Source organism: Tenacibaculum sp. 1_MG-2023, assembly GCF_030547425.1.
Classification (GTDB): Bacteria; Bacteroidota; Bacteroidia; order Flavobacteriales; family Flavobacteriaceae; genus Polaribacter.
Genome location: NZ_JAUORH010000008.1, coordinates 17,136 through 38,337, shown reverse-complemented (window position 1 = coordinate 38,337; position 21,202 = coordinate 17,136). Strand labels below are relative to the sequence as shown.

At 32.1% G+C, this 21,202-nt stretch carries 18 protein-coding genes; 12 read left to right on the top strand and 6 right to left on the bottom strand.

Features of this window, described 5'->3' with window-relative positions:
* Positions 1-162 precede the first annotated feature (162 nt).
* On the bottom strand, positions 163-888 hold the full coding sequence (locus Q4517_RS07185) for a DUF6261 family protein (protein ID WP_303507864.1): 726 nt from the start codon (positions 886-888) through the stop codon (positions 163-165).
* Positions 889-1,609: 721 nt separating this feature from the next.
* Between Q4517_RS07185 and Q4517_RS07180 the strand changes: the two genes are divergently transcribed.
* From Q4517_RS07180 to Q4517_RS07160, 5 genes are all read left to right on the top strand, one after another.
* The gene (locus Q4517_RS07180) at positions 1,610-3,280 is read left to right on the top strand and encodes a hypothetical protein (protein WP_303507863.1); all 1,671 of its coding nucleotides are present in this window, start codon (positions 1,610-1,612) and stop codon (positions 3,278-3,280) included.
* On the top strand, positions 3,234-3,650 hold the full coding sequence (locus tag Q4517_RS07175; protein ID WP_303507862.1) for a hypothetical protein: 417 nt from the start codon (positions 3,234-3,236) through the stop codon (positions 3,648-3,650). Before Q4517_RS07180 ends, Q4517_RS07175 begins: the two co-directional genes overlap by 47 nt.
* 78 nt (positions 3,651-3,728) lie before the next feature.
* Positions 3,729-3,872, top strand: a complete 144-nt coding sequence (locus Q4517_RS07170) for a hypothetical protein (RefSeq protein WP_303507861.1) — start codon at positions 3,729-3,731, stop codon at positions 3,870-3,872.
* Entirely contained in the window at positions 3,826-4,260 is a 435-nt protein-coding gene (locus tag Q4517_RS07165; RefSeq protein ID WP_303507860.1) for a hypothetical protein, read from the top strand. Before Q4517_RS07170 ends, Q4517_RS07165 begins: the two co-directional genes overlap by 47 nt.
* Positions 4,261-4,339: 79 nt before the next feature.
* Positions 4,340-4,489 carry a hypothetical protein gene (locus Q4517_RS07160; protein ID WP_303507859.1) on the top strand — a complete coding sequence of 50 codons (150 nt, stop codon included), beginning with the start codon at positions 4,340-4,342 and terminating at the stop codon, positions 4,487-4,489.
* A 235-nt stretch (positions 4,490-4,724) separates the two neighbouring features.
* On the opposite strand, the gene Q4517_RS07155 is transcribed toward Q4517_RS07160, so the two are convergent.
* Both Q4517_RS07155 and Q4517_RS07150 read right to left on the bottom strand, forming a co-directional pair.
* Entirely contained in the window at positions 4,725-5,417 is a 693-nt protein-coding gene (locus Q4517_RS07155; protein WP_303507858.1) for a hypothetical protein, read from the bottom strand.
* Positions 5,417-8,776: a toxin VasX gene (locus Q4517_RS07150; RefSeq protein ID WP_303507857.1), complete on the bottom strand. Its 3,360-nt coding sequence runs from the start codon at positions 8,774-8,776 to the stop codon at positions 5,417-5,419. Before Q4517_RS07150 ends, Q4517_RS07155 begins: the two co-directional genes overlap by 1 nt.
* A 326-nt stretch (positions 8,777-9,102) precedes the next feature.
* Here Q4517_RS07150 and Q4517_RS07145 point away from each other — a divergent pair, with 326 nt between their 5' ends.
* Entirely contained in the window at positions 9,103-9,957 is an 855-nt protein-coding gene (locus Q4517_RS07145) for a hypothetical protein (RefSeq protein ID WP_303507856.1), read from the top strand.
* A gap of 74 nt (positions 9,958-10,031) precedes the next feature.
* On the opposite strand, the gene Q4517_RS07140 is transcribed toward Q4517_RS07145, so the two are convergent.
* Positions 10,032-10,484, bottom strand: coding sequence for a hypothetical protein (locus Q4517_RS07140; protein WP_303507855.1), 453 nt, complete (start codon positions 10,482-10,484; stop codon positions 10,032-10,034).
* A 141-nt stretch (positions 10,485-10,625) separates the two neighbouring features.
* Between Q4517_RS07140 and Q4517_RS07135 the strand changes: the two genes are divergently transcribed.
* The 6 genes from Q4517_RS07135 to Q4517_RS07110 all read left to right on the top strand — a co-directional run bounded on the left by Q4517_RS07135 (position 10,626) and on the right by Q4517_RS07110 (position 17,086).
* Positions 10,626-12,482 carry a histidine kinase gene (locus Q4517_RS07135; RefSeq protein ID WP_303507854.1) on the top strand — a complete coding sequence of 619 codons (1,857 nt, stop codon included), beginning with the start codon at positions 10,626-10,628 and terminating at the stop codon, positions 12,480-12,482.
* Between the two features lies 1 nt (position 12,483).
* Complete coding sequence (locus Q4517_RS07130) at positions 12,484-13,233, top strand: LytTR family DNA-binding domain-containing protein (RefSeq protein ID WP_303507853.1); 750 nt, start codon at positions 12,484-12,486, stop codon at positions 13,231-13,233.
* Between the two features lie 91 nt (positions 13,234-13,324).
* A complete protein-coding gene (locus Q4517_RS07125) occupies positions 13,325-13,735 on the top strand; it encodes a hypothetical protein (protein WP_303507852.1) in 411 nt (136 codons plus the stop codon).
* 27 nt (positions 13,736-13,762) lie between these two features.
* Entirely contained in the window at positions 13,763-14,404 is a 642-nt protein-coding gene (locus Q4517_RS07120; RefSeq protein WP_303507851.1) for a hypothetical protein, read from the top strand.
* Positions 14,405-14,423: 19 nt separating this feature from the next.
* Entirely contained in the window at positions 14,424-15,584 is a 1,161-nt protein-coding gene (locus Q4517_RS07115; RefSeq protein WP_303507850.1) for a DUF6882 domain-containing protein, read from the top strand.
* A gap of 11 nt (positions 15,585-15,595) precedes the next feature.
* Positions 15,596-17,086: a M48 family metallopeptidase gene (locus tag Q4517_RS07110; protein ID WP_303507849.1), complete on the top strand. Its 1,491-nt coding sequence runs from the start codon at positions 15,596-15,598 to the stop codon at positions 17,084-17,086.
* 42 nt (positions 17,087-17,128) lie between these two features.
* Here Q4517_RS07110 and Q4517_RS07105 read toward each other — a convergent pair whose 3' ends face one another.
* Positions 17,129-17,512 carry a DUF423 domain-containing protein gene (locus Q4517_RS07105; RefSeq protein ID WP_303507848.1) on the bottom strand — a complete coding sequence of 128 codons (384 nt, stop codon included), beginning with the start codon at positions 17,510-17,512 and terminating at the stop codon, positions 17,129-17,131.
* A 12-nt stretch (positions 17,513-17,524) separates the two neighbouring features.
* Positions 17,525-21,184, bottom strand: coding sequence for a ShlB/FhaC/HecB family hemolysin secretion/activation protein (locus Q4517_RS07100; RefSeq protein WP_303507847.1), 3,660 nt, complete (start codon positions 21,182-21,184; stop codon positions 17,525-17,527).
* Positions 21,185-21,202: the final 18 nt, after the last annotated feature.

Genomic DNA, 21,202 nt, shown 5'->3' with positions numbered 1-21,202 from the left:
TCGATACTAATTTTACGGGTTTTTACCCGCAAAATTCACTCGAATTGACAAATTTTACTCAAAATGTACAAGGTTTACATAGCATTACCAATATATTAAAAGGCTCCTGAATTATTCAGGAGCCTTTTGTATGCTATAAAAGAAATACGAAATCATCTAATGTTATACTTCTTCGGTAGTTGGAGTACTAGATTTAGACCTATTATCCACTACTAAATTATATTGCTTAGCCAACACATCAATCTCATTAAGTAAGGTTGGGTAGGCTTCGTTTTCAGAAAGTGTTGTATGCGCTTCAATGTGTAATACAAGTTTTCTGTAAATAAGCGTAGCTTCAGTACGCAACTCTTCAATATTGTTTTCTGGTGAAGCCGCTGTTTCACCTACACGCTCAATATACTTGGCAGAAAACTCGGTATTGGCATTTTTTAATTCAGCAACCCAAGTAGCTATATCAAGCAAAGAAATAGCCTGAATAAGCTCAGGTTCAGTTTCAAAATCTTTACAAATACTATCTAAAATAGCGGTTTGTTCTTGGTAACTTTTGCGAATAATATTAGTACCATGTGCATTTATAGTAGCAAGTAGTGCTTTGGCGGCACTTACTATAGCTTCGTTAAAATGGTTCTCATAACCATTTAAAATCATTTTAATTCCAGAAATAGCTTTATCCCTTCTAGTGTCAAGAGTTATAATTTCTTGTGTTAGGGTGCTTCCCTGCACTTGTTGGTATAAAACATCAATACGATTAACAATAGTTGTTAATTCGTTAGTGGGGTTTGTTAATGCTAACGCATCAACGTCTTGTAAGTTTACAAGTTGTAGAATATCTTTCATGTATTGTAGATATTCACCATTACGGTACCGGTTTAAATACGGACTGTTCATAAGCTAATTTTTAAAATTAATATTAAATATTTGTAGAAAGTGATTTGATAACTTTCATAGCGATAGCAATTTAAGAGTATAAAAGTTTTTAAAAAAGTTAACATTTGTTAAAGTTTACTTACTAATCGAGGTTTACATACGGTTACTATAGTTAATAGGGTACACTGTAAGGAGACTTGTGGAGAATTTTGTTATTTAAAGGAACGTTCAGCGCGTCACGCTGATGGTTTTGTTGTGTTGAGGAATGTTCAGCGCGTCACGCTGATGGTTCCGTTGTGTTGAGGAACGTTCAGCGCATCACGCTGATGGTTCCGTTGTGTTGAGGAACGTTCAGCGCATCACGCTGATGGTTCCGTTGCGTTGAGGATTGTTCAGCGCATCACGCTGATGGTTACGTTGCGTTGAGGATTGTTCAGCGCATCACGCTGATGGTTTCTATGAAAATGTACAAAAAAGCCTTTTTTTGAGAGTTAAAATACTGATACCCGTACAATTAACGTACTGAAAAAGTAGGTCACTGACTTACCAGTTTCTAATTTTTTATGCTTTACTTTGGAGTCAAGTAGCAGTATGTTAGGTTTTTACGCTAAAAATGTTAAAGAAAACTCAGGGATACCCCTGAGAAGAAGTTAAAACAATTAGGGAAACCCCTTATTGTGTAAAAAACCATGAATAGCTACTTTTAAAAAAAATTGTAACTAATTTTAAAACTATAAATATCATGAAAAAAAGAAAGAAACAAATTGCTAATCTTTTAAAACTAGGCGTTTTCCTGTTTGGGTTTTCACTGTTGCTGTGGAACTGTGAAGATGATAAAACAGAAGGTTTAACAGAGGTAGAATTATATAAGCAAGCCTCATTAGTAAACACCAAACTTGTAAGTCAAAAACTAGGTTTAGGAGAGAATAACATATTTATAAGATGGGATAAACCAACAATTTTGGTTCTAGACAAAAAAAATCAAGGAGGGGTTTATCAATACGATATAGAGCAAAAGGAGCCCGTATCCAATAATTCAAATTTATTTGTAGATAAACTTACGCTTAAACTAATTGTAAGAGAAAAAGAAGGAGTTGTAGAAGATGTTCAGATATATAGGTACGAGCCGTTTAAGGAATCTTTAAATACAGCACCTAGCGAGATAGCAAAGGAAGGATTTAGTGGAATGAAGTTTATTTTTAATGAATTGGCTGAATTAGAGGATATTTATACCTATAAATTAGGAAAAAAGATAAGTTCTTTTAATGAGACAAAATCAGATAGAATAGATAAGCACAAAAATATTCTTTACCCAAAAATGGACGATTCAGAATTTGATAGCTGTTTAGATTTGAATGGAAAGCCATTAAAAGGATGTAATGGAGGGGGAGGTTCAGGTTCTGGTTCAGGAGGAGGTTATGTTACAGAAACCACTCGTCATTATACAGACTGGTATAACAGATGTGATTCATGTAGCAGTAATGATGGGAAAATATATAATTATGGAGGTATAAATTATATTTATGTGCATACTAAGTATAATGGTTCAACCACGCGTTGGGTATGGGTTTCAAGTGGAGGCGATCGTTATGTAGATGTTTATAATTCCAATAGTCCTTCAGGAGGAGGACCTGCATATGATGGTGAAGATAGGGAATATTCAAGTGGAGGTGGAAATAACGGTTATGAACTACCATGCCCTATCGGTTTTGAAAAAGTAGGAGATAATTGCGTTAAAATTGTTGAAAGTTATGATGACGACATTATAGACGACACCAACAACCCTTGTGTAGGCGATATTATAAAAGAACTACAGAAAAAAGATACGTATGGTGCTTTGGTGCCCGATTTAAAAGGGAAAGGGCATCTTTCTGAAATGGTACTCGACTTGTTTGGTAAATGTAAAAATTACGATTTAGTAATTGATGTAGCACAATTAGGTACTAATTCTCAAGGTTTTCCTAAAAATGCTGAAACCAACGGAATTGAAAGTATTACCTTAGATACCGATTTGGTAAAAGATGCTACTAAACTCTCTATAGCCAAAACTTTAATACATGAAAGTTTGCATGTATATATTAATTTTAAAACATATCAAGATAGAGAACCAAGTTTAGCAATTTTATTAAATAAGTACTATCAAAAGTATAGAGTAAGTTATCCTGATGATGTAGCGAATAATTTAACGCAACATCAATTTATAAGTCAGTATGTAGAAGCAATGGCGTATTCTTTATCCGCTTACGACAATCATCAACAATCTATGGACTATTATACAGCCATGAGCTGGGGAGGATTGGAAAGTTCAGATACATATAAAGCACTAAGTAGCACAGAAAAAACAGCAATACAAAAAATTATAAAAAATGAAAGATATGCAAAAAGTGATGCGAAAAGTACTAAATGTAAATAAGGTTATTTTATTTTATTTTATTTTATTTTATTTAAGTTCCTGTTCTTCAGTTCTTAATAAAAGAACAAAACAAATTAATAGTAGTAATTACATTATTAAAAGCTATAAGTCTAAAAATGGAGAAACATTACTTAAAGTAAATACTTTTGATAAAGACTTTTATAGTGAGCCAATTACACCAATAGTCGTGCTAAATAATATTCATTTTTTAAATAATAATTTGTTTAATGTTGGAGTTGGTAAGCATAATGTGGAAATAGCTTTCATAGGTAAAATAACTATAAATATAAAAGACTTGGTTATCAAACAAGGAGATTCTATAGTTATTAATGCCTACTTAAAGCAAGACCCTACACCAATAGTTGATTAAACATAAATAAGGAGTAGGTTTCTACTCCTTATTTAAATCTATTCTTTTTATTCCGCTTACGACAATCATCAACAATCTATGGATTATTATACAGCCATGAGCTGGGGAGGATTAGAATCGTCAGATGCTTATAAAAAACTACCGAATAAAACACAAATTGAAAAAATCATAAAAAATGAAAGATATGCAAGAAGCGATGCGAAAAGTACTAAGTGTAAATAAAACAGTTATGATTCTAGCCTTTTTAATTCTTTATGCTTCATGTAAAGTAACTAAAAGAGTTAATATCATAAAGGAGGGTACTTATAGTTTAAAAAGATATACCTCTAAAAGTGGTTTCTCAAGTATCAATGTTAAAGCTTATGATTTTGAATATAAAAATGACTTAAATGCAGGTTTAACAATAAATAATATTTACTATGATTTAAATTTTAATGAGGAAAAAAAAATAGTTCCGTTGCATATTGTCGCTAGTCCTAAAAATAAGTTTAATGTAAGGTTCTTTTTCCCTTCTAGATATTCTGTAAATGTAAAAGAGTTTACATTAAATCAAGGAGACTCTATAGTGATTAAAGCTTATTTAAAAGAAGACAATCGCCCTGTGTATTAAAAAAGCTAATATGCCTGAAAGTTAACTTTTAGGCATATTTTTTATAATCTTATCTATTCACGACAATCATCAACAGCCTATGGAGTATTATACAGCCATGAGTTGGGGAGGGTTGGAAAGTTCAGATGCATATAAAGCATTAAGTAGCACAAAAAAAGCAGCAATACAAAAAATAATTAACAATGAACGATATACAAAAAGTGATGCCAAAAGTACTAAATGTCCGTAATTTTATCTATTTATTTACCTGTATACTTATAATGGGGTGCCATACAAGTAAAAATACTATTAATAGTAAAGTACCAGTTCTCTTATAAATATAAAATTCATCATTAGCCTTTTTTATAAGAACTCCTTTGTTAGGATAGACTTGTTCTTTATTTATTGTGGTTGGTATAGTAGTAATACTAAGAGGTTGGTATGGAGGCTTTTTTTGCTTATTCATGTAATTAACATTTATAAAATTACCATCCTCCAATACGTTTTCTTTCCGCTTGTTGTTCTGGTGTAGCTTCAGGTGTGGGAATGTTACTAGGATATAATGGTTTTGGAAAGCCTAATGCTTTTCTACGCTCAAAATCTTGTTGCCTGTAAGGGTCGAATGTATTGCCTGGTGGTAGCGGTCTGTTTTTATCCATATACCACACCATAAAACTCCATTCTCTGCGAGGTTCATCTCTATAAAAGGTATATAACAAATCTATTTTTCTTGGTTTAAAGGTGTTTACAAATTTTAAGTACTCAGTATCTACATATCCATCTATGTTACCACTTACTGAAATAACTGCTTTTAACTCTTTAAATTTTCCTTTTAATGGAGGTCTAAAAAAACGGTCAGGATACGTTACCGTACCTTCTAAACGATTTAACTCAAATATTTTATAGTTTTTTTTCGCGTATAAACCATAAAACACCCAAAAACCTCCGCCAAGTATTAATAAAATGGGTAATATGTAATGAGTAGTTTCTTCTGCGAAATACAAAAAACCAAAAGCTAATAGAATTGCCCCCCCCCCAAAATAAATATCAGATTTTAAAAAAGAAGCGTAAGACTTTAAATAAATTTTATCATCTATGCGTCTAAACATACCTTTTCCTTCAATAACTCCAAAATCTATGCTTTCAGGATATTCTAATATTTTATGTGGTATGCTCATTAGTTTTCTAATTTTGGGTTGTACGAAGCTAAGTGTTTTATATCTTTTTCGGCTACAATTTTAATTTTTTGTTGGGCTTCTTTTGCAGACATATGTTGTAGCTTAACATCACGTACCCCAACACGTTGCCCATATTTATGCGCAGAGAATATACTTGTCATGTGTCTAGAGTTATACTCTTTCTTGTTTTTTATTTGAGCGTATGCAAAAACGAAGCGTTTTTGGTTGTTGAAATCGGTAGGAGTAAATTCTTCGTCTTGTACTCGTACTCTATATATAAATAATATTTCTCCATTAGGATAGTTCATGTATTCCCAATAAAAATGGGTAGGTAATCCAAACTCTACCGTGGCATTTGGCATAATGTATTCTTCATTGCTATACTCTTTAGGGTAAGGTATTTCGGTAGAAAGGATAAAGGTGGTAATTTCAAATCGCCTCCCTTCTTTTAATGGAGCTTTTATACCATGCGGATAAAACCATGCCTGCATTTCAAGGTCATCAAAATCTTGAATTTCTTGAGCCGAATAAATAGTAGCCTTAAAGCGGTTGGAGGTTGTGTGATGTTTGTCAAAATTACCATTATTAGGGGTGTTATACCCATTGGGAGCAAGCTCTACCGTAGCTACGGTAGGTATAATAAGGTCTAAAAAAGCAATATAGGCTTTTTCAAAATTGCTATAACTTTTGTATTCTTTGGTTTTAACGGTTTCAAACCAAGGATCTATAACGGTTTCATTACGATTACTTACCAACCTGTTGATATACTCGTATGGTAGTTCGTCTGATTTTACAGATAGTGCATAATCACTTAACGGAAAGTTTTTAAAATAGGCTTCGAGTTGGGTATCTGTAAAATATTTTTGTGCCAAGTAGTAACAACCAAGTAACGCTCCACCTAACAATGCTGCAGGCCAAAAACCGATTGAGAAAGCAGTAGCTCCACCAGCTATTAATGCCGATACATCAGCCGCTAAAAAAACTGCGCCTATACCAGCAGCCATTGCATATAATGTTGCGGCATCGTTATCGCGTACCGAAAAATGATTATAGGCGTCTCTACCTGCCGTAAATACCGTTATTGAGGAACTCACTACCTTTAAAACACCTATATTTCTTGAAAATCTTTCTGATTTAACTCCAACAACCTCTTGGGTCAACCCTTTATTGATAAGATTCTTATCATATAATTTCATTTGTTGAATCAAACTCATGGTAGCTGCACTTAATTTGATACTTGCAACACTAAACTTACCAAAACTGCTATATGAAGGTTCATTTGCAAGTTTCTTAACTGCACCTGCCCATACATACGCCTCAATGGCTACTACTATGCCTGACAATGCGTTAGATTTTAGTAGTTTTTCGGCTTCTGCTTTAAATTTCTTAGGATAATTACCTTTTATTTTTACTTCTAACTTACCATCGTTTACCAGTTGCTCAGCACTTTTTTGTGTCATTTTTTTATACTCTAAGTGCCAGTGTTTTTTATATTTTTGTAACGAAACAGGCTCTCCTTTAATTTCTAAACGAGAATTAGTTTTTTTCATTTGGGCTTCAACCCCTTCTAGCGCTTTAAACTTAAGAAAAGCAACCCGTGTTTTTTTATCTCTAAAATAAGATACCTTACCAGCAATAGGGAGTTTAGTTTCATTTAGTTTTTGAAAACTACCCACATGTTCATCATGGTTTGCATAGGCTTTTATTATTTTTTCAATAACCTTTGTTGTTTTTTTTGTGAAGCTTATTACCTTAATATCTTGTATATCTATTTGATAGTCTAAAATTTTGGTGCTAGTTATAAATCTGCTTGGGTTATTGTTAAATAAGGTTTCGTTAATCTCTTTATACCATGTATCTTCTTTAAGTTTGTAAACTTTCTTTAAATCTAAATGGCGGTCATACATATTAGGGTATTGTCCTAATACAATAAAATGAGAAGCCGTTACATCCTTACCGTCTTCAACAACATCAGCACTTGTTAAATACACTTTTTTAGCGTCTTGATAGTACTCGCTTAACATTACATTACCTAGATCATCCCTATAGCTATTTATGAGAGCTCGTTGTTCGGCTCTTTCTTTTGCTCCTAGAAGTTTTTCTAATTTGCTTTTTTCAACTCCGTTTTGTTCAATAAAAGGTCTTAGTAAACCGCCTACAGTTAAATCTAAGGCTACGTTGGCAGTAGTAGATTTTATAAGGTCTGAGTTGTACTTTTCTGCATTATCGTGGTTATTGTAAACAAAATCGTAGGTTAGTTGTGTTAGCCTGTGTAGGTATTGTATTTGTTTGCTTTCTTCAGATTGGTTAACAGGTACTTGTTGTTCGTTTCTTATGTAAGGAAATACTTCCTGTGGACTCTTTCCTGTTTGTAGGCTTACCATAATAGCTTTTAGCTGGTCAATTTCTCTATCAACCCCAAAACATATGGTGTCTGCACAACCTATAGGGTCAGTTAAGGTAATAAAGAGGTCTTCAAGTAACTCGTTATCTCCATTTTTTTCTTGTTGCTTTTCATCTGCTGCAATACTGTATAAAATATCTTTGTATTTGTGAGCTATAGGGTGATTGTTAGGCACAACAATACTGGTTTCTTTATAATGTGTTACAGCTGCATCTTTTGATTCTTTGTTTTTGGGCAGTCCTTTGCACACAAATTTAGTGGTACATTGTTCGGCTCTTTTTTCAGCATTGGTTAAAATTTCATTAACGTATTTTACACTCCATTGTACAGGTGAATAAGCTAAACAATATGTTTGCTCGTTAGGTTCAAGTATTTTATACATTAACTTTTTTCCTGTAGCTTTACGAATATCTAGATATTTTCCGTTTTCTTTATTCTTTTCCCACTCAACTTCTTCAAACATCCCAAATTCATCAACTTCAAATTCTTTAAAATCATCTTTTGGGTTCTTCTCGTTAATCATATATACATACCCTGATCGTAATGGGGTTCTAGCTATGTAAAAATTCTCAAGTTTAGGTAGGTTAATTGTGTTTTCAAGAATTACCTCATCTAAAGGAATTGTAACTTTTTGAGTGTTGTCGTTTTTTGTTGTATTGTTAGCTTCTTTTTCCTTAACAACCTTACCAATGGCAGGTTTTTTATTTTGATCTAAAAAGATACTATTATAAAACTCTTGTGTGTCAGGTGAATGGTAGGTAGATGTTTTATGGTCTACATTATAGTCAAACAAACCAAAACGTAAAAAGTGTAATCTAACACCTTGTGGTTCCGTTATAATTGAGGGTTGTTCTTTACTACTAATTTCATTGTAATGAGCAGTAAAACTGTAAGTAGTAATTTTTTGACAGGAGTCTTTTTGTTGCGTTTTTTCTAATGCAATGTTTTCTTTCATGATTTATTATTTTCTTTTTTTTTCATGTTTTTGTATAGCAAAAACACAACCATAGCAATAATAGCTACAGCATAGCACAGGGGGAGAATATTTTTTTTGGATTACAATTTTTCAAAAAAGCACGTTAGCAATTTTTTAAATAAGTACTCTTTTGATGTTTCAAATGTATAGATAGAAAGTTTATTAATCAAAAAAAGTTTATTTTTTTTCTAAATAGCGTTGTTTTGTTAAAGGAATTCATGTGTTATAAAGAGATGAGATGTTTCTGGTTGAAGAGGGAATCTTAACATAAATCTTTTTATTTTTACAGCTATAAAACTTATAATATGAAAAAGCTAGTTCTCTTATTATTAACCACTTTATTAATTACTAGTTGTACCAATTATGGGCAACTGAAGCTAGTGTCGTACTTATCGGAAGATTTAAAAGAAGTTTCTGGAGTAGAGAAAAGTAACGACTTAAATGTACTATGGATGCATAACGATAGTGGTAATGCAGCGGAATTATTTAAAGTTAGTACGCAAGGAAAAATTTTACAAAAAAGAGCATTAGCGGTAAAAAATCACGATTGGGAAGACATAACTTCTGATAACGAAGGAAACATATACATCGCCGATTTTGGTAACAATAATAATAAAAGAAAGAACTTGGTAATTCTTAAAGTTAAACAAGAAAACTTGTTAAATGGAGACAATGTTGGGGTGGAAAAAATACAGTTTTCGTACCCTAATCAAGCCAAGTTTCCGCCCAAAAAGAAAGACCGTTTTTTTGATGCAGAATCCTTAATTTATAAAGATGGGTTTCTGTACATTTTTACCAAAAGTAGGGTTAAGAGTAAGCAAGGAAAAACAATGCTGTATAAAGTTCCAGCAACAAAAGGAGAGTACATAGCCAAGTATATCTCTGAGTATACAAATTGCGATGCTATACATTGCGCAATTACAGCGGCAGCAATATCGCCAGATAAACAAAAAGTGGTTTTGTTAACACATAAATCCGTATTAGTATATACCAATTTTAAAGGAGATGACTTTTTTAGCGGAGATGTTAAAGAGCATTCATTTAATCATGTTTCTCAAAAAGAAGGGGTTACTTTTAAAAATAATACAACGCTTTATATAACTGATGAAGCCGCTAAAGGAGGAAACAGCAAGCTATATGAATTTGTAATAAAGGATTAAAAAAATCAGTTACCAAAGCTATGTGCAATGATAACTGAAAAAGGGGAGGGGAATTAGGTATGTATTTTAAGTGTTTATACGTAATCTATTTGCCTAGAATAACCTGCATTTATAGCTAATAATATAGAATCTTCTCTGCTAAAACTAAACGGAATAACAGAGCTTAAAGGTTCTTCAAGTTTCTCTTCTATTGTTTGTTTAGATAATGTCAAAGCTTGCTCTACCAATTTGTGATACTCGGTTATAAAGTATTTTTTAGGTAGGTTTTCAAATTTAGCAACATCAAAATCATAAAACTTAGTTCTTGTAATAGCTTTGTATTTCTGGTTGTTATGTATAAACAAATAAGTAAGGTCAACGTGAATAGTAGTATTAGCACCACTAGGATCATCTGGCCAATTATAAATTAATAAATAGGCACCATCAATACTAACCTTTGGTTTAGAAATTTCTTCAATCTTTTCAAAACTTGTTAAATCACAAGATCCTGTTTTAATAACTTTTTCTATAGTTTCAACTGTACTCATTTTTATCATTTTATTTTAGTCAAATATCTTAGAAATTAGTGTTTTACTTTTAGGTGTTTTATAACCGTGTATAATTGTTTTGTAAACGTTTTGTTAAAGTGGAGGATATGGAGGCAGAGTAAAAATATATAATTACTTTAGTTGCCTAAATTTTTACAGAAAATACCTTTGTTTACAAGAGCTTACTTTTTATATATTATAGGTGTCTGTCTTGTTTTTACAGCATGTACAAAAAATAAAGTAGATGAAAATTTACAAGAATATTTATATGCTATTGATAGCATTTCTCAGCAAAAACCAAAAGAAGGGTTAAGAAAAATTGATAGTTTATTAGAAAAGAAACAAAATTCTAAAAACGAAGCGCTATTATTATTTAGTAAAGGAGAATTATTTTACCTGAACGATAAGTTAATTGAAGCTAAAAATATACACTTAGAAACCTATAAACTATTTACAAAACAAAAAGACTACTATAATAAAGGAAGAAGCTTAATAACATTAAGTGCTACTTGTATGAAATTAAATGAGCTAGAGGAGGCTCAGAAGTATGCGTTAGAAGCTATAGAAATAGGAGAGAAAATAAAAAATACAAGATTACAAGCCAAGGCAAATAATCAGCTATTTAATCTTCATTTTATATTAAAAGACTACGAACAGGCATTGTTTTACATAAAAAGGTCTGAAGAATTATTTACCGATTCGAACGATCCAAATTCTATAATTGCTATAAAAAGTAATATAGCAGGTGTTTATTTAAAATTAAAACAATACAACAAAGCTTTAAAACAATTTTCAGAAGCATTGGCTTTAGGAAAATCAGCAAAAGATCCAAAAACCATTGTAAGTGTTCTTAATAATATTGGATACACGTATTTGGAAGCAAAACGTTTTGAAGAATCGGAGAAGTTTTTACGAGGAGCAGCAAAGCTTAATCAAAAAATTAAAACAATTAACGGAGCTCCATACAAAGGTTTAGGAACTCTTTTTTTAGTAACCAATAAGCTAGATTCGGCAGCGGTAAATTACAACAAAGCGATGTCAATTTACAAGAGTAAAAATAACCTTTTAGAAGAATTAGAAATACGAGATAAATTAATATCAATAGCCATACTTAAAAAACAGTATGAAGTAGCACTTAACCATCAAATTATACGAGATAGTATAGAGGTGGTAAAGAATCAAAAACAAAATAAAAAACTACTTCATTTTGCCAATGTAAACTATAAAATAAAAGAAAAAGAAATAGCGTTAACACATCAAAAAGAAATAAATAAACAAAATTGGTGGTTAGGAATTAGTGTAATTGTTTCGTTGGTACTTATTTTAATTATAGCATTGTTTATTGGATATAATAATAAATTAAGAGCAGCCAACAAAGCATCTAAATTAGAACAGCGATTGCTTAGAGCTCAAATGAATCCGCATTTTATATTCAACACCTTAGCGGCGATACAAAACATAACGTTAGAAGGAAACCCGGTAAAATCATCAAATTATATAGCTAAGTTTTCAAAACTGATTAGACAAAATTTTGATTATGTTCGGAAAGAAGAAATTAGTTTAGAAGAAGAACTAGCTATGATTTCTAACTATATAGATACACAGCAATTACGTTTCAACAATAGTTTTAGTTATCACATACATATTTCTGAAAATTGTGACACAAAACAAGTAAAAGTACCTCCTATGTTGTTACAGCCTTTTGTTGAAAATGCTATTGAATATGGGTTAAAAGAAAAGAAATCAGGAGGAACGTTAAGCTTAAGTATTTATAAAAAAAACCAAGAATTATTTTTTGGAATTGAAGATAATGGAGTGGGAAGAAAGCAAAAAAAGAGTCAAGAAAAAATAGCAAAAGATCTACACGCTACCGATATTTTTATTGAAAGATTACAGATAAGAAATAAAGGGGAAGAAAAATCTTTTACAATAGAAGATTTACACGATAAAGAGGGAAATTCGTCAGGAACAAAAGTTGTATTTAAATTAAAGTTATAAAATGATAAGAGCGGCTATAATAGAAGATGAGTTTAATGCGCTAAACACCTTAACAAAGTTGTTACAATACACACAAAAGGATATAGAAATTGTAGCTAAAATTGATAATGTAGATGAGGCTATAGATTTTTTGAGTAACAATAATTTAGACTTGGTGTTTATAGATATTGAGTTAATTGGAGGAAATGCTTTTCAAATATTAGAGGCTTTAGAAACCATAAACTTTAAAATGATTTTTACCACAGCTTACGATGAGTTTGCTATAAAAGCAATTAAGTTTGATACGGTAGATTATTTATTAAAGCCTATAGATACTGATGAGTTAAATGCTTGTGTAGGTCGTTTTAGAACCGAATTTGAAAAAGATGAAAAATATACACAAGCACTACATAAAATAAGTGAATTAGATAAAAAAGAGGCACAAAAAACATTACTTATAAAAACTACAGAAGAGCAATACTTTTTGCATGTAGATGATATTGTACGCTGCCAGTCTGATGGAAGTTATACCGTTTTTTATACAACTGATAAAAAAATAATGAGTGCCCGAAATTTAAAGTATTACGAAAATATTTTAAGCACACATGCCTTTGCTAGAGTACACCAATCTCACTTAATAAACATTAAATATTTAGCCTCGGTAAGTGCCAATACAATTAGATTGTCGAGTGGAGAAAATGTGCCCTTATCATCAAGAAAAAAAACGTATTTAAAACAGTTCTTAGAGAATTTTAATGCGAATACAAAATAAAAAGTAACACATACAAAACTTATTAAAAGTGTATATAAGTTCCCTATAGTTTTGAGGTAAATAATTTAAAAAACCTTAAAAATATAACGACATGGGACTTAAAGAAAAAAGATTTACGAAAACTTTTCAAGAAGAAAAATACCCTGCATTAAAAGAACAAATAAACAATGCAGCTGGTTTTGACGTAACAATAGATGTAGAATGGGATACCATGTTTGAAGATAAGTTTTTACACTTATACGATGATAGTTATCCTAAAATTTACTTCCAACCACTTATCAATGCTTTTGCAGCCATTGCAGCAGATGATATGGGTAAAGAAGCATTAGCAGAATCGTTAAAGAAAGTAGTGATTACCAATAAAGACGATCATCATAATCCTTCACGTGCTTACACCTTTGAAGAAGGAGTTTTACAAGTAAACCATAGCCCGATTTTAAACGCAGATCAAGTTCAAAATAGAACAGATGTACTTGTTGATTTGTTAGAAAACAACTTATAGTCTAGTAATCTATAACAAAAAATTGCTATGGAAACAGATTATATCAATCAGTTTAAAGCACAATCGCCAGCAGTTATAATTCAAAATATGTTTAATGAGAAGCAACAACTAAAAGTTGCTTTGTCATTAAAAAATGGAATTTATATAGAAGGGTTTGTGGTTGATGTTACCAAAAAAGAATACCAAACATTTGTATGTATGAGAACCGAAGAACAAGAAGTGTTGTTTTTCGACCTCCAAGAAGTATCCGTTTTACGAATTAAACACCCTAAAAAAATAGCTGTTTCTTTATCTAAAGGAAGTATCAGTCGTCCGTTAGGAGAGGAGTCCATAACTACTCTACAGTTAAAAAGATGGATTGTAGAGCAAGAATCGTTGCTAGAAGCAACAATCAACTTATCATTCGAAAAATCAGTATTACAAGAAGCGAATGCTCGATTAAATTGTAAAGATGTTATTACAAGTTTGTTAAAAGTGAAACAATTAATAATAGAGGATGAAATGGGATTAGCTGCATGGAAAGAAGTAAAAACTGTTGCTATTTCTAACACAGAAAAATTGCAGGTAAGTAAAGAAGGAAATGTATTAAAAATTGGTATTGAAATTACTAAAGCACTGCCAAAAGAGTTAGATAGTCTTTTTATAGAAAAGATAGAAGAAATATTGTAGAATACTAAAATTATTAAAAATGGGTCTTAAAGAAAAGAGAGCAGTTCAAACATTTAAAAACGAATCATTTCCAACATTAGAAGCGGAAATAAACAATAAAGCAGGGTTTAATGTATCATTAAACATAGCATGGGATACGTTGGTAGAAGATAAGTTTTCTCACCTTTACAACGATACCTTTCCAAAAATATATTTTCAGCCGTTAATTGAAGCAATCAAAGCTGTAAACATTGATAAAATAGGTGAAGAATTGCTAAAAAATGGATTAAAAGAAGTAAAAATTGTTAATGAAAATAACGAGCACAATTTAGAAAGAGCAATCACTTTTGTAGATGGGGTGTTAACCATTAATCACAGCCCAATTATGAATGCAGATAAGGTGGAAGAAAAAACAGAAAGAATTGTACACCTTTTAGAAAATCACTTAGAAGAATTTGCAGGAAGTGAAGCTAGTGTTGAAAGTACAGAAAACCCAAATAATATTGTAGGAGGAAAGGTAGATAACACTATAAAATTAAGTTTACCTCAACTGCACAACCAATATGTAGCTTTAGCTTTTGAAAAGCAAGATAATTTAGCAGATGTTGTTGAAGATTTACCTTGGACTTGTGATATGCTTCAAGGAACGGTAACCTACGGTGATTTAACCTTTAAAATGCAGGTATTAGGAACCTATTCTCACAACGAACAATCATGGTTATGGGCTTGGGCAAATAAACAAAGCGGTATTCCAGAACAATTTTTAGAAGCTTCATTACAAATGAAAGCTTTAGGAGAACGTCATGGAATAGAAGATTTACTTTCCTCAAAAATAGAAACAGAACACGACCCTGGTCATTATTTTTCTTTCGTAGCAACAGGAGTAAATCAGGCAAGTTGTTACGCACCATTACCTTTTAAAGGACTTACTGTGTATGTTTTATTATATACGGATATGGTTGATGAAAAAGAGATAAACATTCCGGCTTTAATTTGTTCACACTTCTCAAAAACAATTACTCGAATGGATTTTGAACACAAGCATGCATTGTTTTGCTATTTAGTTCAAAAAGGATATGAAGTTGAGGTATCAGGAAATAATATCGTTGCTAAAAAAGGAGAAGATCAAATTTTAGGGATTTTTGACCTAAAAGGAAGATTACTAAAATTATCTAATTCAAAAGTTTCAGTAGGAGCTTAAAAAAGAAAACTATGTACCAATCAACCACATTATCAGAACTAGAAAAAGAACATCAAGATGCATTAACTCAGGCGCAAAATAAGATGATGGAAGATTTAAATCTTGCACAACAGAATGGCGATAACGATTTAATTCATCAGGCAAGTGTTCATTTTCAAAACGTAGCTAAAGAATTAGCAGAACAATACACTAAACGTATTGAGGAAATTAACGAGTTAAACCTTAAAAATGTAACAGAAAACATTCAAGAGGTGTATGATAACTCTAGAGCAGATATTGACTTAAATGCATTGGTGTATGACGGTGATCGAGATTACGTTTTAGAGTTTCAAGAAGATGAGTTAATTCAAAAAACCTTAGAAAGAATAAAAGAAAACAATCCAGTTTTTAAATCGAGAAGACATTTGTTAAAATCAAGTTTGCGATTAACAAAAATGTTAGCTCCAGTGCTTCACGAAATTGGAGAGCATTGTAAAGAGGTTTTAAAATTGAAAGCTGATATTGAGTTTTTTGTGTATCAGAACGATAAATTCAATGCGTCATGTTATCCGCCAGATGAAGATAAATTATACATTATTTTAACCTCTGGAATTTTAGAACGTTTTACAAAAGACGAGTTAGCTTTTGTCATTGGTCATGAAATAGGGCATGTATTGTTTGAACACTTTAATTATCCAGTAAAACATATTTTAGACGAAGGTGCAAATGATTTAGCGCCGATTCATGCGATGAAGTTATATGCATGGAATCGTAATGCTGAAATTAGTGCAGATAGAGCTGGTTTATTATGTTGTAAGAGTTTTGAGGCGGCAGCAAGAACATTTTTTAAACTATCATCGGGAGTAACTTCTGATTCTTTAGATTTTAAACTAAACGAGTATATCAATCAGTTTTCAGATTTAGAAGAAGTTTTAAATGACGAGACACACGATCCGTCAGATTGGTATAGCAGTCACCCGTTTAGTCCGCTTCGTATTAAAGCGTTAGAGTTATTCAATAAGAGTAAAACATATGAGTTATTCAATCCTGAAGTTAATGGAGAAATAACAGAGGAAGCGATGGAGCTAGAAATACAACGAATTATGTCGTTAATGGAACCAGAAGACTTAGGAAACGAAACTGAACATTCAGAAAAAATTCAACGTTTTATGTTCTTAGGTGGTTATATGATTTCAAAGGCAGATGGAGTTGTGGATGATTCTGAAATACAGGCGTTGAGTAGTGTGGTGTCTCCGTCGGTTTTTGCTCAGTGTATGTTAACGATTAAAGGATTAACAGAGCAAGATATTATTGATGAAATTATAGCTTTGGCTAAAGAATTAGATATCGTAATTTCTGTGATGCAAAAACTAAATATTCTAAGAGATTTATCTATTATTTCGTATGCTGATGGAAGCATAGATGCTTCAGAAGTTGAGGTGCTATATAACTTAGCAAAGCAACTATATATAAAAACTGAATTTATTGATAGAATTATCAGTGACGCACAAGGCGTTGATTAATAACATAATTTTTGTTTACCATGCTAGCCAAACTATACATATTTAACTGTGTATGGTTTGGCTTATGTTATATATTAAAAGACCCCATCCAACAATTAGTAGTAGACCACCTAAAGGAGTAATAGGACCTAAAAAGGTCATTTTTTTACCTTTAGCGTCTGATAATACTAAACCATAAATGCTAAAGGAAAACAGTATAACTCCAATTACAAAAGCGTAATATATTGCTGAACTAGGTGCGTCAAAATAACTTCCAACGAATAATAAAACGAGTGCATGATACATTTGATATTTTACACCCGTTTCAAATGATTTTAATTGTTCTTCAGTTAAAATTTTTTGTAAGGCATGTGCTCCAAAAGCACCAAATGTTACAGCAAGCATACCAAATAAAGCTCCTGTAATTAATACAATTTGTTGTGTCATGTTTTTTAAGAATTAAAAAGAAAAACCAATACTAAAAGCTACTCTGTCTTCTTGAGAAGTTCCCCTAAAGTATGAAATATTAGCTGTGAATAAGTCGATTCCACTTAGCCAAAAAGAACCACCATAACTAGTATGCCATTTCTTTGAATTTTGAGAATACGGAGACCATACTCGACCGTAATCAAACCCACCAGTAATACCAACTTTTATAGGAATAATTCCTGTACGAATACGCCCAAAACGCAAACGTAAATCGTTACTATGATAAAAACTTTCGGTTCCAGAAAAACGTTCTCTGTTAAAACCACGTAAACTACGGTCACCGCCTAAAGTAGCTGCTTGGTAAATTTCAAAGCGGTTTCCTACATTAATTTGAGTTCCCACTTCAGAAGCAAAAACTAATGAACGGTTGAACACTAGGTTTTGATACATAGCTAAAGAACTTTTAATATAACCAAAGCGTCTGTCGAAATCGTCTAAGTTGGCTTTAGCCCCAACAGCTAAATCGAAGTTCATACCTTTGGTAGGGAAACTACTATTGTCTACTCGATTGTGATTAAAGTTTAACTCACCTCCCCAAAAATAATTAGTGTCAAAAATAGCCGTAGGCTGATTGTCAAAATTATTAATAAATCTACCAGGTGTGTCTTCAATTTCAATAGCTTCAAAAAGACCTGAAATTTTAAAGATACTTCCGCCTCGTAAGCGCTTTAATAAAGAAGGGGAAAAGCTAATTTCTTCTTTTTTAACACGATAATGATCCAAATTGAAACTTTGGTCGTAAATACTTTCATTTCCCCATCCAAAGAAATTAAAGGAATAGTTATCGCTAGTAGCTTTGGCACGTAAGTGTAAGCTCCAATTGCCAATTAACTCTGTAAATTCACCATTGTATTCTAAATCGTAGCCACTAGTTGAAGAATAGTAGTTTGCCGCTAATGTGTGTTGGCTAGCGAAGGGTTGTTTTTTAAAGCCTTGTTGTGTATGTGTAACCGAAGCACCAAAAAAGAAACCGTCATCTGGATTGCTACCTAAGCTCGGATAAACAACAGTAGTATTGTTGTTAATGTCATGCGCATCATAGGTGTTTTTAAAGTAACTATTTGAACGTAAATCCGCAGTTTCAGAACTAGGGTTTATGGTGTTTTTCTTTGATTTAAAATCATAGATTTTTGTTTTCTTACCCCAGCCAGCAACGGATGATTTATCAGTATATACATCGTGATTTTGCCCCCCTATAATTCGAAGTAAAATTCCATCGTGCACATTACCAGAAATTAAAAACTCATCATCCCCATTTAAACCATAAATTTGTATTTCTTTGGTTTCTTTTGTTTTGAAAACACGGTTATAAATCTTGTTTTCTTTTCTAAAAATGGTAACGCTAGTTTCCTCATCATTTAAACGTTCAATGATAAATTTATCATCTTTATCTGTACCAACTACATGTACCACTTTGTTTAGTTTGGTGTAATAACGTTTAGCAATTTCTTTTAATTTATCTCTTCGAGCTTTAATTTTAGCTATGGTTTCTTTTCCATCAATATCATAAATAACCTTTGGTAATTGTTGGATTGATTTTTCAATTACTTCATCAGTTAAATATTGTTGAATGTACTCAGCTTGTTGATACCATTCATTGAGTGTTAATTCATTTAAAAAAGCAGCATCAAAAAAGCGAGCATAATTGTTGTACCATTTCATGTTTTTGATATCGTTGTCAAAAGTTTGCATATTTCTTACTAAGGGTGCGAACTGTTGAAAAAGCGGAATCATAACTCCATCAAACTTAGAAAAAGGTTGGTCTCTATCTCTTGGAATTGGGCGATAATACTTTTTACCATCTTTGGTTTTAAAAGAAGCCCATCGCCATTGATCTTCATGTCTATCCCAGTCACCAATAACCATATCAAATAAGCGAGAGCGAATTACCCATTCTTGGTCGATAGAGTGCTTACCGTTTTTTCTAATTTTTTCTAACACATCAAATGTGCTAATAATATCGTCTGAATTTCCAAAGTTGTCTAGTTCACTTCGGTCGCCAGCAGGTCGTTCTTCTAACAAGTATAACTGTCCGCCAAAAATGTCGTTATGTTTACCTAAAGCGGGTTGCTTAGGCATGTAATAAAGTTTTGGGTTGGTATGGTAAATATTTACGGATTCTGCCATATCAGGAAGAACAAAAGCTGCGTATGGGTGCGACATGGTAAAAATATCTTGAACCACATCAACTAAAAAAGTGCCTTTTAAAATACCACCCATAATTCGACTTCCGTCTTTTACCATTGAGCGTAACACGTATTGTTTACCATTAGGATTTTCTAATCGTAACGAATTGGTTTGGTTACCACCACCTCTTCTGATAGGAGTTAAACCTCCATAGATATTCTCTAATTCTAGTACAGGAACTTTAACGGTTTTACCGTACTTGTCTCTGTTTAAATCTCCCCACATAAATTCATGAATACCACTAACCTCTGTGGATTCTGGAGGATAAATAGAGGTTTCTACAAACTTCTTATGTTCTTCGTATTCAGGAAAGCTAGTATAGTTTTTTGTTTGTTTTGGTTTTACAATTTCTTTACTGAATAAAAGTTTGTGACCATCTTTGGTATTGGCAGCATAATATTCAATAATTGCTGAACCATCTTTGTAGTAATTTAATTTAGCATATCCATGATTACCGTAGGTAAATTGAGCTCCATAACTAACTAAAGCAGCTGATTGCTTTGAACCCGAACCACTAATTACTTGTTTAAACCCGTCTTGTTCTATGTATTGTAAGTTGTGATCGTGACCAGAAACGAATACAACATTGTCTGTGAAATCATTAGATACTGTTTGTATTTGAGTAACAAAGTCACTATAGCTTTTATTAAAAATATCGGTTTGTATACCTACATGTGAACGTAACGCATTTTTTAAAGTGCCTAGAACAGGTAGTGGACTCATGTGGTCTTTTACAGAAAAGCTTCCTCCATGTGGTCCATTACTATATAAAGGATGGTGTACAGCTACTACAACATTTTTAGATCTATTCTTTTTAAATAAACTAGAAAGCTCTTGAATAAAGTGTTCACGAGTTTTAATGTCGCAGTTATCGTTCATTTTTGGCTCTTTATCCCAGTTCATAATAAACCAACGACTATCAATAAGAATTAAAGTAAGGTCATCGTTAATTTTTACTTTGTCTAGTCCACAACCACCTTCAGGTAAAAAAGAGTTTTTACCTAAAGCTTTTTCAACCAATCGCTCCTGCTCTTTTAAGCCATCAACACCATTATACCAGTCGTGATTTCCAGGAATAAAAATTGTATTTCCTTTAAAGTCTTTCAGAGCATCAATTTGTGTTTGTAAACGGTGCTCTGCCAAGGCTCTATCTTTGTGTTCTTTACTTGGTATTCCGTAAGGATAAATATTATCTCCTAAAAATAAGGTAGTTGATTTTTCAGGAGCTTTGGTTAATTCTTTTTGAAAATAAGTTAAGGTAGGAGTTGTTTGTCCCATTTCGGCATTACCAGCGTCTCCAATTAAATAAAAAGAGTGTAACAATTCTTTATTTGTTTGAATTGTTTTTGGAGAAGTCTTATCTGCGTACTTAGCTTTATAGGATGCACAAGCACTAACTACAATAATTATAGTTAGATACATGCAAAACTTGGTAAAGTTCATGTCTTATTTTTTAGTTAT

Coding starts and splice junctions, on each gene's coding strand:
- Q4517_RS07185 (WP_303507864.1), bottom strand. CDS start 888: ATGAACAGTCCGTATTTAAACCGGTACCGTAATGGTGAATATCTACAA.
- Q4517_RS07180 (WP_303507863.1), top strand. CDS start 1,610: ATGAAAAAAAGAAAGAAACAAATTGCTAATCTTTTAAAACTAGGCGTT.
- Q4517_RS07175 (WP_303507862.1), top strand. CDS start 3,234: ATGAAAGATATGCAAAAAGTGATGCGAAAAGTACTAAATGTAAATAAG.
- Q4517_RS07170 (WP_303507861.1), top strand. CDS start 3,729: ATGGATTATTATACAGCCATGAGCTGGGGAGGATTAGAATCGTCAGAT.
- Q4517_RS07165 (WP_303507860.1), top strand. CDS start 3,826: ATGAAAGATATGCAAGAAGCGATGCGAAAAGTACTAAGTGTAAATAAA.
- Q4517_RS07160 (WP_303507859.1), top strand. CDS start 4,340: ATGGAGTATTATACAGCCATGAGTTGGGGAGGGTTGGAAAGTTCAGAT.
- Q4517_RS07155 (WP_303507858.1), bottom strand. CDS start 5,417: ATGAGCATACCACATAAAATATTAGAATATCCTGAAAGCATAGATTTT.
- Q4517_RS07150 (WP_303507857.1), bottom strand. CDS start 8,776: ATGAAAGAAAACATTGCATTAGAAAAAACGCAACAAAAAGACTCCTGT.
- Q4517_RS07145 (WP_303507856.1), top strand. CDS start 9,103: ATGAAAAAGCTAGTTCTCTTATTATTAACCACTTTATTAATTACTAGT.
- Q4517_RS07140 (WP_303507855.1), bottom strand. CDS start 10,484: ATGAGTACAGTTGAAACTATAGAAAAAGTTATTAAAACAGGATCTTGT.
- Q4517_RS07130 (WP_303507853.1), top strand. CDS start 12,484: ATGATAAGAGCGGCTATAATAGAAGATGAGTTTAATGCGCTAAACACC.
- Q4517_RS07125 (WP_303507852.1), top strand. CDS start 13,325: ATGGGACTTAAAGAAAAAAGATTTACGAAAACTTTTCAAGAAGAAAAA.
- Q4517_RS07120 (WP_303507851.1), top strand. CDS start 13,763: ATGGAAACAGATTATATCAATCAGTTTAAAGCACAATCGCCAGCAGTT.
- Q4517_RS07115 (WP_303507850.1), top strand. CDS start 14,424: ATGGGTCTTAAAGAAAAGAGAGCAGTTCAAACATTTAAAAACGAATCA.
- Q4517_RS07110 (WP_303507849.1), top strand. CDS start 15,596: ATGTACCAATCAACCACATTATCAGAACTAGAAAAAGAACATCAAGAT.
- Q4517_RS07105 (WP_303507848.1), bottom strand. CDS start 17,512: ATGACACAACAAATTGTATTAATTACAGGAGCTTTATTTGGTATGCTT.
- Q4517_RS07100 (WP_303507847.1), bottom strand. CDS start 21,184: ATGAACTTTACCAAGTTTTGCATGTATCTAACTATAATTATTGTAGTT.